This window comes from Serratia sp. ME47 (assembly GCF_903970925.1).
Lineage (GTDB): Bacteria > Pseudomonadota > Gammaproteobacteria > Enterobacterales > Enterobacteriaceae > Serratia > Serratia ureilytica.
In genome coordinates this window covers 173,810-186,731 of the sequence record NZ_CAJCKE010000004.1, presented here as the reverse complement: position 1 = coordinate 186,731, position 12,922 = coordinate 173,810, and the positions used below count along the sequence as shown (strand labels likewise).

Genomic DNA, 12,922 nt, shown 5'->3' with positions numbered 1-12,922 from the left:
ATTATGTTGTTAGTCGATTCTCATTGCCACCTTGACGGCCTGGATTACCAAACGCTGCACCAGAATGTGGACGACGCGCTGGCCAAGGCCAAGGCGCGCGACGTCGGCTATGTGCTGGCGGTCGCCACCACGTTGCCGGGTTACCGTTCCATGACCGAATTGATCGGCGAGCGCAACGATGTGGCTTTCTCCTGCGGGGTGCATCCGCTTAATCTGGAAGAGGGCTATGATTACGCCGAGCTGCGTCGCCTGGCGGCGGCGGAACAGGTGGTGGCGCTGGGAGAGACCGGGCTCGATTACTTCTACCAGAAAGACAACCTTGAGCTGCAGCAGGACTCTTTCCGCGAACATATCCGCATTGGCCGTGATCTGAACAAGCCGGTGATCGTCCACACCCGCGAGGCGCGCGCGGACACGCTGGCGATCCTGCGTGAAGAGAACGCGCAAGACTGCGGTGGCGTGCTGCACTGCTTCACAGAAGATCTGGCCACGGCCGAAGCCTTGCTGGATCTGGGCTTCTACATCTCCTTCTCCGGCATCGTCACCTTCCGCAATGCCGAACAGCTGCGCGAAGTGGCACGCTACGTGCCGCTGGATCGCATGCTGGTGGAAACCGACTCGCCTTATCTGGCGCCGGTGCCGCATCGCGGCAAAGAAAACCAACCCGCCTATGTGCGTGATGTGGCTGAATACATGGCGGTATTGAAGGGCGTCAGCCTGGAACAGCTGGCCGAAGCGACCACCGCCAACTTTTCACGCTTATTTCACCTCGAACTGTGATCTTTGACCTAGGCTATAGCGGTAGGTCATTGTCTGCGTAATTTTTTTTTAAGCTCGTAATTAATCACTGAAACGGGTAAGGTTCGCTCCCGTTTCAGGGTGATTGGCGCGCGTTTTTTGCTCTGTTTTGCCAAACAAACGCCGGTTTATGCAAAGTTGCCGCGGCTCGATCATCGAAACGTGATTGTCATCAAACATTGCGCAGGCTATTTATTTTACTCTGCGTAATAAATTCAAGGGGTGCTCAGACACCCTGAATTGCAGGGGTTTTTCTCCCCCCCTTGCAGCGCGACCAATCGCGACAAGAAGTAGCAAAGCATTATTACTCAGGAGCACACTCAACTATGTTCAAGAACGCATTTGCAAACCTGCAAAAAGTAGGTAAATCGCTCATGCTGCCGGTGTCCGTGTTGCCTATCGCAGGTATCCTGCTGGGCGTCGGTTCCGCCAACTTTAGCTGGCTACCTGCGGTAGTCTCCCACGTGATGGCGGAAGCGGGCGGTTCGGTCTTCGCCAACATGCCGCTGATTTTCGCCATCGGCGTCGCCTTGGGCTTCACCAACAACGACGGCGTTTCCGCGCTGGCGGCGGTGGTGGCTTACGGCATCATGGTGAAAACCATGGCGGTGGTTGCGCCGCTGGTGCTGCACTTGCCGGCTGAAGAGATTGCGGCCAAACACCTGGCGGATACCGGTGTGCTCGGGGGGATTATCTCCGGCGCCATCGCGGCCTATATGTTTAACCGCTTCTTCCGCATTCAACTGCCGGAATACCTGGGCTTCTTTGCCGGTAAGCGTTTCGTGCCGATCATTTCCGGTCTGGCGGCGATCGTTCTGGGCGTAGTGCTGTCCTTCATCTGGCCGCCGATCGGTACGGCTATCCAGACCTTCTCGCAGTGGGCGGCTTATCAGAACCCGGTCGTGGCCTTCGGCATCTACGGCGTGGTTGAGCGTGCACTGGTGCCGTTCGGTCTGCACCACATCTGGAACGTCCCGTTCCAAATGCAAATTGGCGAGTTCACCAACGCGGCGGGCCAGGTATTCCACGGTGATATCCCTCGCTATATGGCGGGCGACCCGACCGCGGGCAAACTGTCCGGCGGCTTCCTGTTCAAAATGTACGGTCTGCCTGCTGCGGCCATCGCCATCTGGCACTCGGCCAAGCCGGAAAACCGCGCGAAAGTCGGCGGCATCATGATCTCCGCCGCGCTGACCTCGTTCCTGACCGGTATCACCGAGCCGATCGAGTTCTCCTTCATGTTCGTCGCGCCGATTCTGTACGTGATCCACGCTATCCTGGCCGGCCTGGCGTTCCCAATCTGCATCCTGTTGGGCATGCGTGACGGCACCAGCTTCTCGCACGGCCTGATCGACTTTATCGTACTGAGCGGCAACAGCAGCAAAATCTGGCTGTTCCCAATCGTCGGTATCGTCTACGGTCTGGTGTACTACACCATCTTCCGCGTGCTGATCGCCAAGCTGGATCTGAAAACGCCGGGCCGTGAAGACACCGCTGCCGAGCAGACTGCGCAGGGCGGTTCCGAAATGTCCGCAGCGCTGGTTCAGGCCTTCGGCGGTAAAGAAAACATCACAAACCTGGATGCTTGCATCACCCGTCTGCGCGTCAGCGTGGCCGACGTGTCCAAAGTCGACCAGGCGGGCCTGAAGAAACTGGGCGCAGCCGGCGTAGTCGTCGCTGGCTCCGGCGTGCAGGCCATCTTCGGCACCAAGTCCGACAACCTGAAAACCGATATGGACGAATACATCCGTAATCACTGATTCAGGCAGGGGAGTTATCAAGGGAGGCGAAAGCCTCCCTTTTTTATTGCCTGCCGTCAGGCGCCAAGGCGCTGTTCGAGCTCGGCGAGAGAAGGGAGGAACCAGACCTGTTCGCCGCGGTTGGCTTCGCGCACGAAATCTTGCAGCGCGTTGCTTTTCGCCAGCCAGGGGGTGATATCGCCTAGCAGCGCCACGCGCAGGCGGTAGTTGATAAATTTCTGCAATACGGCGCCGGCAATGCCGCTTCTGAGCTGGAAAAAGGCGGCGTCGAGGCGGTTGACGGGGAGGGCAATCATCCCGGCCTCGTGTTCAAAGGCGGGCGCGATAAACAGGCTGACGTCGTTTTCGTCTTTCAACATCGGCCCGGCTTCGGCGAAAACCACCAGGCGCAGATCATGGATTTGCTGCACGGCGTAGCTCATCGGTGCTCCGGGAGTCAGGGTTTGGCATGTTTTTGCAGGTAATGCTCGAACACCGCCAGCGTTTCGTCCGAGATATGGTGTTCAATCCCTTCGCTGTCCAGCTCGGCGGTTTCGCTCGGCACCCCGAGGCACATCAGCAGATCGACCACGATGCGGTGACGGCGGCGCACCTTCTGCGCCAGCTGCTCGCCTTCCTCGGTTAAAAACACCCCGCGATAAGGGCGCGACTCCACCAGCCCGGCGCTTTTGAGCCGCGCGATATTTTTGATCGCCGTCGGGTGAGAGACGCCGAAGCGGCGCGCGATATCGGTGGTTCTGGCTTCGCGGGTGCTTTGCAGCAAATCGGCGATCAGCTCAACGTAATCTTCGATCAGCGCATTGGACTGCGCTTCGCGGGCGCGGCTAAAACGCAGGGCGTGCTCGGCCTCGTCCGGCATGTCGGTCTGGGCGTGGCGGTCGGCGTTATCTGGCGCGCGGGTAACCATAGCGTGGGGCGTCCTGTAAGCATAAAAATGGCGTCTCCCGGCAATGCGGGGAGGGTTGCCCTAAGTTAGTCCAAATAGCACACATTATCAATTCGATGCCATGCATTGTGGTAGTTAGAAATATCTCTACACAAAGCCCATTAATTTCGCCTGTTGCATAAAGTGTAGCCGATGCTACATTGTCAGCATGATCGGTGGAAAAATAACCAGTAAAAGATTAAGGGTACTTCATGCGAGACGCGGCAACCCCCCCATCGTTAACCGAACGGACCAACATCGCGATTGGCGCCGCCCTTGCCGGGCGCAAGCGCGGCGCCTTCACGCCGCTGCTGTTCGCCGGTCCGGCGGTGATTGCCTCTATCGCCTATATGGATCCCGGTAATTTCGCCACCAACATCCAGGCCGGGGCGAAATACGGCTACAGCCTGCTGTGGGTGGTGGTGATGGCCAACCTGATCGCCATGTTGTTTCAGGCGCTGTCGGCCAAGCTGGGCATCGTCACCAACCGCAATCTGGCGGAAATGTGCCGTGACCAGTTTTCACGGCCGGTGGTGATCGGCATGTGGCTGCTCAGCGAAGTGGCGGCGATGGCCACCGATCTGGCGGAGTTTCTCGGCGGGGCGATCGCGCTGGCGCTGCTGTTCCATATGCCGCTGCTGGCGGGGATGGGGGTGACGGCGGTGATCACTTATGCGCTGCTGATGGTGGAGAAAAAAGGTTTCCGCCCGGTCGAGCTGATGATTGGCGGCCTGGTGGGCATCATCGCGCTGTGCTACCTGGTGGAAATGTTCATCGTGCCGGTGGATTGGCAGGCGGCCGGCATCGGTATGGTGACGCCGCAGTTGCCGGATGCGCAGGCGCTGACCATCGCCGTCGGCATTATCGGCGCCACCGTAATGCCGCACGCCATTTTCCTGCACTCGGGGCTGACCCAGCACCGCAGCCCGGCCAGCGACAACGGCGAGCGGCGCAAGCTGCTGCGTTTTTCCAATATTGAAGTGGTGATCGCGCTGGCCCTTGCCGGGCTGGTGAATATTGCGATGGTGATCATGGCCTCGAGCGCCTTCCACGCCGGTAACAGCGACGTGGCCGAAATCGGCACCGCCTACCATACGCTGACGCCGCTGTTCGGCGCGGCGGCGGCCGGCATTTTCCTGGCTTCGCTGATCGCCTCCGGCATTTCCAGCTCGGTGGTGGGCACCATGGCCGGGCAAATGATCATGCAGGGCTTCGTCGGTTTCCGTATCCCGGTGTGGGTGCGCCGTCTGGTCACCATGGTGCCGGCGTTCATCGTGGTGGCGATGGGCGTCAACGCCACCGACGCGCTGGTCTACAGCCAGGTGGTGCTGAGCCTGGCGCTGCCGGCGCCGATGATTGCGCTGGTAATGTTCACTCGCCGCCGCGACATCATGGGCGAGTTCGCCAACGGCCGCTGGACCAGCCTGGCGGCGGTGGTCGGCACGGTGGTGATTGTGCTGCTCAACGTGGTGTTGCTGCTGCAGACTTTCGGTGTCGATATCCCCGGGTTGGGATGAGCTGCGCGGTCAGTGCCCGGCGGATTTACCGGCGAACAGTTCGCTGATGAAGTCGACGAAAACCCGAATTTTATGGCTGCGATCCCGCAGGCGCGGATAGAGAATATTGATTGGCGCCCCAAGGGGCGCCCACTCCTGCAGTATCGGTTCCAGTTCGCCCGCCTTCAGATAGTTTTCCAGCGTGCAGTCCAGCAAGTAAACCAGGCCGAGATGGTTCCTGGCCACCTCACACAGCGATTGTGAATGGTTGAAGCTCAACAGCGGGCTGGGCGCCAGACGGTAGCGCTCGTCATCACGAATGAACTGCCAGTCGTCCGCCGCCGCCGCGCCTGAACGGATAAATCCCAGCCGCTGATGGCGTTGCAACTGCTCCGGGTGTTCCGGCCGGCCGTGGCGCGCAAAATAATCGGGAGACGCACAGCACAGATAACGGGGTTGCAGCAATGGGCGGCTGACCATCTCGGGGATGTTGCCGGCGCCGATGCGAATAAACACGTCGGCGCGATCTTCCGCCGGATTGACCAAGCGATCGCTGACCGACACGCTGAGCTGCAACTCTGGGTATTGCGCCAAAAAAGCCGGGAGCGCCGGGGCGATATGCATGCTGCTGAGCATCGAGGCTATCTCGACCCGCAGCGGTCCTCGTGGTTGTTCAAAATCGCACGACATGTCGTTTTTCAGCCGGTCAAACTGCTGCAGAATTTCTTGCGCGGTGCGATAGCAACGCTCCCCGGCGCTGGTCAGCGAGAAGCGCCGGGTTGAACGCTTGAACAGGCGTTGCCCGAACTGTTTTTCAAGCTGATTGATGCTGTATGTGACGCTGGCCGGGGAGAGCCCCATTTTGGTTGCCGCTTGGCTGAACCCCTCCATTTCCACCACCTGGCAGAATACGCGCAGCGCGTGCAGTTCATTCATGTTAACGGCTTCCATTATTTAAATTATTAAAAGAGTATTTTTAAATATGTCGGCTGTCAATTTAACGCGGCATTGGATAATTTATTTCCAGCGTTTTTATTTATCTGAAATCGCATCCTGTATTGCCATTATGAAATAACGCCTGAGAGGATATTTATATGAAAAAATTAACTGCCGTATTGTTATTGGCGGGCGTGGGCTTGTGCGGCCAAAGTTATGCCGCAAGCAGCGAGGCCGCATCGCAAAGTTACAGGGTTTCCGCTGAGGCGAGCGTCGCGGCCGAGCAGAAGGCGGTGTATAACCTGATAAGCCGCTACCAGGCAGCGCTTAACGCCGGCGATACGCAAACAATTTTGTCACTTTTTGCCCCGGAAAGTTACTCGCAATGGAACGAAAAACCGACGGCGGACAGCAATGAAAAACGCCGACAACAATATGATAATTTATTTAAAAACGAGAAATTTGAAACCGAGTTTGCTTATGACAGCATCAGTGTGAACGGGAATATGGCCTATGTGCGCACGCACCATCATCGCGGCGCGACGGTAACCCGAATAAGCGACGGAGCCACCTTGATCGATTTAAACCGTGAAGTATTTGTATTGGAGAAACAGCAGGGCCAGTGGAAGATCGTGGTCTACACCTTCAATACCAACCCGATTCAAGGGGTGAGTTGAGTGACACTGACAAAGGCCGCGCAAGCGGCCTTAGTGTGTCGCGCGACGGCTAAAGATTCCCCACGCCGCCGTCCATCTGCAGCTCCGCGCCGACCATAAAGGCCGACTCATCCGCCGCCAGAAACACCGCCGCTTTGGCCAGCTCCAATGCGCTGCCCATGCGGCCGATCGGCACCAGCGCGCGGATATCGTCGCGCAAGGCCCGCTCATCCGCTTCCGCCAGCCCCAGTTTTCCCAGCGCCGGGGTTTCGGTCGGGCCGGGGCTGAGGCCGTTGACGCGAATGCCGCGCGCGTGCAGCTCGCCGGAGAGCGTTCTGGCCAAAGACAACAAACCGGCTTTGCTGGCGGCGTAGGCGCTGCTCTGCGGCAGGCCGATATGGGCGCTGACCGAACCGCACAGGATCACCGAAGAAGGGTTGGCCAGCAGCGGCAGCAGCGCCTGGATCAGAAAGAACGGCCCCTTCAGGTTGATGTCCATCAGCCGCTGGTAGCTCTGCTCATCCCACTCCTGCAGCGGGCGATGCGTGACGTCGCCGGCGTTAACGTACAGCACGTCCAGCCGCGGCCACCGTTGCTCCAACTGCTGCGCCAGCGCGCGCTGCTGTGGGATATCGCCGGCGTCGCTCAGCAGCAGCAGCGCGTTGCCCGCCAATGCCTGGCCCGCCGCGTCCAGGGCGCGTTGGCTGCGGCCGGTGATCGCCACCGTTGCGCCCTCGGCGATGAACTGGCGGGCGGTTTCCAGCCCGATGCCGCTGGTGCCGCCGGTAATCAATGTGTATTTGCCTTGCAGTCGTGACATAACCGATTCCTCTTTAGCGTCTGTTGCGGCATTATTTGCGCTATAGTTCCTTTTGCATAGTAGGCACCTTTTGGATACTAAAGGACGAGGAGGGATGAAATGACGGCGCAAGCGCCCTTAACGACGGAAAATAATTTGTCGGCGCTGCCGACGGCGGGCGAACCCTGCCCGATGGTGGACTTCGTCAATCTGGTGTCGGGCAAATGGGCGATACCCATCCTGTACCGGCTGATCACAATCGATGGCCCGGTGCGATTCAGCGAGCTGCAGCGAGCGGTGGCGCCCATCGCGCAAAAAGAGCTGACGCGCCAGCTGCGGCTGTTCGAACAACGCGGTCTGGTGACGCGGCAGGTGTATCCCGAAGTGCCGCCGCGAGTGGAGTATCAGGTCACCGCGCTGGGCAAATCGCTGCGGCCGACGCTGGACTCGCTGGCCGAGTGGATGCGTCGGCATGCCCCGCAGCTGATCGGCGGTTAGTCGCCGATGCCCGGCGGGTTGATGGTTGAACGCTCGACCTTTTCGTCGCCTTCGCCCCAGCGTTCCAGCACCTGCGCGTATTCGCCGCTGACGATCGCGCCATTGATCGCGGCGTTGACGGCGTTCACCAATCCGTTGCCTTTTTTGGTGGTGACCGCGACGTAGGCCACGTTGGGGCCGATGCCGACCATTTTGGTTTTGCCGGTCAGCGCCGCCTTGTAGGCGCCGGTGGAGTGGGGGCCGAAGAACGCATCGGCGCGCCCGGACTGAATGCTGAGGTTGGTGGCGGCGTCGTCGGTCACGTAGATCGGCTGTACCGGCGGCAGCCCGGCGGCGCGATTCTGCTTATCCCATCCCAGCAGAATGTTTTCCTGATTGGTGCCGGATCCGACGATGATCCGCAGCCCGGCCACATCCTGCGGGCGGTTGATCGCGGTGATGTGGCTGGTGGATTTGACGTAAAAGCCCAGCGTGTCCACCCGGTAGGTGGCGAAATCGAATTTGGTTTTACGCTGTTTGGTGACGGCGATGTTGAAGATCGCCGCATCGTATTTGCCCGCGCTGATGCCCAGCGGCCAATCTTCCCAAGAGGTTGGCACCAGATTCAGCTCCAGCCCGAGGCTGTCGGCCACCAGGCGGGCGATGTCCGGATCGCTGCCGATCAGCGTTTTATTGTCTTCGGCGAACAGCGCCAGCGGCGGGGAGTTCTCGAATGCTACCGCCACCGTCAGCTTGCCGGGCACCGCGAAGTGAAAGTTCGCCGGGATCAGCGCGATAGCGGCGGGATTTTTCTCCGCGCGTATCGGCTCTCGGTTAGCCTGCAGGTCGATACCGCCCGTCGTGGCCGCCTGCACGGCAGCGCTCAGCAACAGCGCGCACAGCGCCGCAATCTTCAGTGGCATAGTGCCCTCTATCCTTTGTTAATCATGGGGTTACTATTGGCGGCGGCGCGGGGCAAGTAAAGCAACAATAGTGAATAACCAAAGTGAAAAGATGCACAAGCGGGGCGACGGCCTGCGCGAATCTGCAGCACTCGACGTGGAAAGTGCGCAATCAGGTTGAAAGCAGTAGAATTTGTCACTCATACTGCGTACAGCTAATTGTGTAAAACAAGGAACGCCAGATGGCCGAAGAAACGATTTTCAGTAAAATTATCCGCCGCGAAATCCCTGCTGATGTGGTTTACCAGGATGAACTGGTCACCGCTTTCCGTGACATCTCCCCCCAGGCGCCCACCCATGTGCTGATCGTTCCCAACGTGCTGATCCCAACCGTCAACGACGTGACCGTTGAGCATGAGGCCGCGTTGGGCCGCATGATCACCGCCGCGGCAAAAATCGCCGAACAGGAAGGCATCGCCGAGGACGGCTACCGCCTGATCGTCAACTGCAACCGCCACGCCGGTCAGGAGGTCTATCATATTCATATGCACCTGGTCGGTGGCCGCTCGCTGGGGCCGCTGCTGTCACGTTAAGCGAGGAAATCATGCGCGGTAAAAAAACTCTGCGTTGTCTGATGGCGTTGGCGCTGCCCGCCGCATTGCTGATGGGGTGCAGTTCGCCATCCGGCATTGCGGTTAACCGGGGGCAAACGGTGGTGATGGATCCTTCGGTGCTGACCGCCGGCATTTTTGCCGATACGCCCTCTGTCTCGAACGCTTCCGGGCGGGTGATGGCGACTTCGGTGCTCAATAACAGCCAACCGACGCCGGTCACCGTGCATTATCGTTTCTATTGGTACGACGCGCAGGGGCTGGATATTCGCCCCTTCGAGAAACCGCGTGAGATCGTCGTGGCGCCTAACTCGGACGCCAAAATCTACTCGATTAACGGTAATCTGGAAGCTAAAAGCGCGCGTCTGTATCTGTACCTGTAAGCGCTTGCCAGGTTTGGAGAAAAAGCATGAAAAAGTACGTCTTAGTGGCGCTGGCCGCATTCACCCTGAGCGGCTGTCTGTCGCGCCCGCCTGAGCCGGATCAGCCGTTGCCGCCGGTCACCGCCGAACCGGAACAGCCAACGCCGCCGGTCGAGCAGCCGCAGCCGCCAACCACCGAGCCGGTGCCGCAGCCGCCGAAAATCCAGCAGCTTGACTGGCTGGGCAGCGTTCAACCGCTGGTGAATCAGATGCTGAAGGCCGATGGCGTCACGGCCGGCAGCGTGCTGCTGCTGGACAGCGTCAAGAATAACACCAACGGCTCGCTGCAGATGGGCAAAGCCACCGCGGCGCTGTATAAGGCGCTGGCGTCGAACTCCACCTTCAGCGTGGTGCCGGAAGCGAAGCTGACGAGCGCCAGACAAACGCTGGGCCTGTCGGCGGATGACAGCTTCGGCTCGCGCAGCAAGGCGATTGGCCTGGCGCGCATCGTCGGCGCGCAGTACGTGTTGTACAGCGACGTCAGCGGCGACGTGAAGTCACCGGCGTTGGATATGCAGCTGATGCTGGTGCAAACCGGCGAGATCGTCTGGTCGGGCAATGGCGCCGTTAAACGCTGAGGCCGCGCTGCGACAATTGATGGAAACCAGACTGCCGGCGGTGAATACCGCCGGTTGTCATTTCAGCCCGGTGCAGGGGCTGACCGGCGAGAGCTGGCGCATCGACGGATCGGGCATTACGCTGCTGGCGCGGCAAAACAGCGCGGAGAAACGCGCGCTGGGCGTGAGCAGACGGCGGGAAGCGCAGGTCTTGCGTCGCTGCGCGTCGGGGCTGGGACCACGGGTTTTCGCGCAGAATAATCAGTGGCTTGTCCTCGAATGGCTCGAAGGTGACATCGTCACAGAAGCTGAGTTTGACATGCTGAATCAACGCGGCGAGCTGGCGGCGATGGCGACGACGCTGCACCGGCGGCCGCTCAGCGGTTACCGGCTGGATCTGCGGCGGCAGTTCCTCCGCTACTGGCAGCAGCTGGATACGCGGCGTTTAACCCCCGCCTGGCTGCGTTGGCAGCGTCATTTCTTACGCTGCGAGCCGCCGCGGCCATTACGCCTGGCACCGCTGCACATGGACATCCACCCGGGCAATTTGCTCGCGACCGGCGAGGGGCTGCGGCTTATCGACTGGGAGTATGCCGCCGACGGCGATGTGGCGTTGGATATCGCCGCGCTGTTTCGCGGCAACGGCTGGGCGGCTGAGCCGCAGCAGCGCTTTTTGCAGCACTACGCGCGTCAGGGCTATCACGACGTCGCCCGGCTGCAGGCGCAGGTGCAGCGCTGGCTGCCGTGGGTGGATTATCTGATGCTGCTGTGGTTTGAAGTGCGCTGGCAGCAGAGCGGCGACGTTGAATTTTTGCGCTGGGGCGCGGCGCTGCGCCGGCAATTCTGTTTATCATCATCCGAATTCTGAACGAACAATATGAAGTGAGGTGCCCGTGGGCCCAGTAATGTTAGATGTCGCCGGCTACGAGCTGGATGCAGAAGAACGCGAGATTCTGAAACACCCGCTGGTTGGCGGATTGATCCTGTTTACCCGCAATTTCCACGATGCGGAGCAGCTGCGTGAGCTGGTGCGCCAGATCCGTGCCGCTTCGCACGATCGGCTGGTGGTGGCCGTGGATCAGGAGGGCGGGCGCGTGCAGCGCTTCCGCGAAGGCTTCACCCGCTTGCCGGCGGCGCAATCGTTCGCCGCCTTGAACGATGCGCAAGAAGGCGGTCGCCTGGCGCAGGAGGCCGGCTGGCTGATGGCGGCGGAGATGATCGCGCAGGATATCGACATCAGCTTTGCGCCGGTGCTGGACATCGGCCATGCCAGCGCGGCGATCGGCGAGCGTTCGTTCCACAGCGATCCGCAGCAGGCGTTGGTGATGGCGGAACGCTTTATCCTCGGCATGCACAGCGCCGGCATGAAAACCACCGGTAAGCACTTCCCGGGGCACGGCGCCGTCAGCGCCGATTCGCACAAGGAAACCCCGCGCGATCCGCGGCCGCTGGCGCAGATCCGCGAGCATGACATGGCGATCTTCCGCGAGCTGATCAATCGTCAATTGCTGGACGCCGTCATGCCGGCTCACGTCATCTATACTGAAGCGGACCCGCGTCCGGCCAGCGGCTCGCCGTACTGGCTGCAGCAGATCCTGCGTCAGGAGCTGGGTTTCGACGGCGTGATTTTCTCCGACGATCTGTCGATGGAAGGCGCCGCCATCATGGGCAGCTATGCCGAACGCGGCCAGGCGGCGCTGGATGCCGGTTGCGACATGATCCTGGTGTGCAACCACCGCGAAGGCGCGATCAGCGTGTTGGATAACCTGTCCCCGGTCAAAGCAGAGAAGGTGAAGCGGTTATATCATCGCGGTCAGTTCACCCGTCAGGAACTGCGCGACTCCGAGCGCTGGCAGCAGGCGCACAAGGCGCTCAGCGCGCTGAGCGAACGCTGGGAGGAGCACAAGCAGCGTTCGCAAGGGTAAATCCAGGCGCCGCATCGCGGCGCAGAGCGGAAATGATGAGGGCCGCGCCCGCGGCCCTTGGCTTGTTGCGAGGATCCACATGATTATCTATTTGCACGGCTTCGATTCCACCAGCCCCGGCAATCATGAAAAGGTGTTACAGCTGCAGTTTATCGATCCGGATGTGCGCTTTATCAGCTACAGCACGCTGCACCCGCGTCACGACATGCAGCATCTGTTGAAAGAGGTGGACAAGGCGGTGCAGCAGGGCGGCGATGCGCACCCGTTGATCTGTGGGGTCGGCCTCGGCGGCTTCTGGGCGGAGCGCATCGGCTTCCTGTGCGGCATTCGCCAGGCGATGTTCAATCCCAACCTGTACCCGGAAGAGCACATGCACGGCAAGATAGACCGGCCGGAAGAGTATCGCGATATCGCCACCAAGTGCGTGGAGGATTTCCGCGAGAAAAACCGCGATCGCTGTCTGGTGGTGCTGTCGCGCCACGACGAGGTGCTGGATAACCGGCGCAGCGCCGAATTGCTGCATCACTACTACGAGATCGTGTGGGATGAACAGCAGACGCACAAGTTCAAAAACATCTCGCCGCATCTGCAGCGGCTCAAGGCGTTCAAGGCGCTGGGTTAACAGTTTCATAACGCTGCCGCGAGCCGCGCTCCCCGT

At 60.2% G+C, this 12,922-nt stretch carries 16 protein-coding genes; 11 read left to right on the top strand and 5 right to left on the bottom strand.

Features of this window, described 5'->3' with window-relative positions; all coding sequences use genetic code 11:
- The first annotated feature begins 3 nt into the window (after positions 1 to 3).
- Positions 4 to 780 carry a metal-dependent hydrolase gene (locus H7A77_RS06570; RefSeq protein ID WP_042784208.1) on the top strand — a complete coding sequence of 259 codons (777 nt, stop codon included), beginning with the start codon at positions 4 to 6 and terminating at the stop codon, positions 778 to 780.
- A 344-nt stretch (positions 781 to 1,124) separates the two neighbouring features.
- Entirely contained in the window at positions 1,125 to 2,558 is a 1,434-nt protein-coding gene (gene ptsG, locus H7A77_RS06565) for a PTS glucose transporter subunit IIBC (protein WP_016928184.1), read from the top strand.
- A gap of 56 nt (positions 2,559 to 2,614) precedes the next feature.
- Here the strand turns inward: ptsG and H7A77_RS06560 are convergent, their stop codons facing one another.
- Positions 2,615 to 2,980, bottom strand: coding sequence for a DUF4180 domain-containing protein (locus H7A77_RS06560; RefSeq protein ID WP_182073959.1), 366 nt, complete (start codon positions 2,978 to 2,980; stop codon positions 2,615 to 2,617).
- 14 nt (positions 2,981 to 2,994) lie between these two features.
- Positions 2,995 to 3,465 (bottom strand): manganese-binding transcriptional regulator MntR, encoded by a 471-nt coding sequence (gene mntR / locus H7A77_RS06555; RefSeq protein WP_016928182.1) that lies wholly within the window; start codon positions 3,463 to 3,465, stop codon positions 2,995 to 2,997.
- 230 nt (positions 3,466 to 3,695) lie between these two features.
- Between mntR and H7A77_RS06550 the strand changes: the two genes are divergently transcribed.
- Positions 3,696 to 5,000, top strand: a complete 1,305-nt coding sequence (locus tag H7A77_RS06550; RefSeq protein WP_172755740.1) for an Nramp family divalent metal transporter — start codon at positions 3,696 to 3,698, stop codon at positions 4,998 to 5,000.
- Positions 5,001 to 5,009: 9 nt separating this feature from the next.
- Here H7A77_RS06550 and H7A77_RS06545 read toward each other — a convergent pair whose 3' ends face one another.
- Positions 5,010 to 5,915, bottom strand: a complete 906-nt coding sequence (locus tag H7A77_RS06545; RefSeq protein ID WP_046686861.1) for a LysR family transcriptional regulator — start codon at positions 5,913 to 5,915, stop codon at positions 5,010 to 5,012.
- 158 nt (positions 5,916 to 6,073) lie between these two features.
- Between H7A77_RS06545 and H7A77_RS06540 the strand changes: the two genes are divergently transcribed.
- The gene (locus H7A77_RS06540; protein WP_147837892.1) at positions 6,074 to 6,592 is read left to right on the top strand and encodes a DUF4440 domain-containing protein; all 519 of its coding nucleotides are present in this window, start codon (positions 6,074 to 6,076) and stop codon (positions 6,590 to 6,592) included.
- A 49-nt stretch (positions 6,593 to 6,641) separates the two neighbouring features.
- Here the strand turns inward: H7A77_RS06540 and H7A77_RS06535 are convergent, their stop codons facing one another.
- A complete protein-coding gene (locus tag H7A77_RS06535) occupies positions 6,642 to 7,391 on the bottom strand; it encodes an SDR family oxidoreductase (protein WP_182073958.1) in 750 nt (249 codons plus the stop codon).
- 99 nt (positions 7,392 to 7,490) lie between these two features.
- Between H7A77_RS06535 and H7A77_RS06530 the strand changes: the two genes are divergently transcribed.
- Positions 7,491 to 7,868: a helix-turn-helix domain-containing protein gene (locus H7A77_RS06530; protein ID WP_080280845.1), complete on the top strand. Its 378-nt coding sequence runs from the start codon at positions 7,491 to 7,493 to the stop codon at positions 7,866 to 7,868.
- Here the strand turns inward: H7A77_RS06530 and H7A77_RS06525 are convergent.
- Positions 7,865 to 8,770, bottom strand: a complete 906-nt coding sequence (locus H7A77_RS06525; RefSeq protein ID WP_033650750.1) for a transporter substrate-binding domain-containing protein — start codon at positions 8,768 to 8,770, stop codon at positions 7,865 to 7,867. The genes H7A77_RS06530 and H7A77_RS06525 overlap by 4 nt on opposite strands.
- 221 nt (positions 8,771 to 8,991) lie before the next feature.
- Between H7A77_RS06525 and hinT the strand changes: the two genes are divergently transcribed.
- From hinT to ycfP, 6 genes are all read left to right on the top strand, one after another.
- The gene (gene hinT, locus H7A77_RS06520) at positions 8,992 to 9,342 is read left to right on the top strand and encodes a purine nucleoside phosphoramidase (protein ID WP_004928776.1); all 351 of its coding nucleotides are present in this window, start codon (positions 8,992 to 8,994) and stop codon (positions 9,340 to 9,342) included.
- Between the two features lie 11 nt (positions 9,343 to 9,353).
- On the top strand, positions 9,354 to 9,743 hold the full coding sequence (locus tag H7A77_RS06515; protein ID WP_025302428.1) for a YcfL family protein: 390 nt from the start codon (positions 9,354 to 9,356) through the stop codon (positions 9,741 to 9,743).
- 26 nt (positions 9,744 to 9,769) lie between these two features.
- Positions 9,770 to 10,360, top strand: coding sequence for a penicillin-binding protein activator LpoB (gene lpoB, locus H7A77_RS06510; RefSeq protein ID WP_044031470.1), 591 nt, complete (start codon positions 9,770 to 9,772; stop codon positions 10,358 to 10,360).
- Positions 10,341 to 11,207, top strand: coding sequence for a thiamine kinase (gene thiK, locus H7A77_RS06505; protein ID WP_147837894.1), 867 nt, complete (start codon positions 10,341 to 10,343; stop codon positions 11,205 to 11,207). The genes lpoB and thiK overlap by 20 nt, the downstream gene beginning before the upstream one ends.
- 37 nt (positions 11,208 to 11,244) lie before the next feature.
- Complete coding sequence (nagZ, locus tag H7A77_RS06500) at positions 11,245 to 12,264, top strand: beta-N-acetylhexosaminidase (protein WP_182073957.1); 1,020 nt, start codon at positions 11,245 to 11,247, stop codon at positions 12,262 to 12,264.
- A gap of 79 nt (positions 12,265 to 12,343) precedes the next feature.
- Positions 12,344 to 12,886, top strand: coding sequence for an alpha/beta hydrolase YcfP (gene ycfP / locus H7A77_RS06495; protein WP_015377468.1), 543 nt, complete (start codon positions 12,344 to 12,346; stop codon positions 12,884 to 12,886).
- Positions 12,887 to 12,922 lie beyond the last annotated feature (36 nt).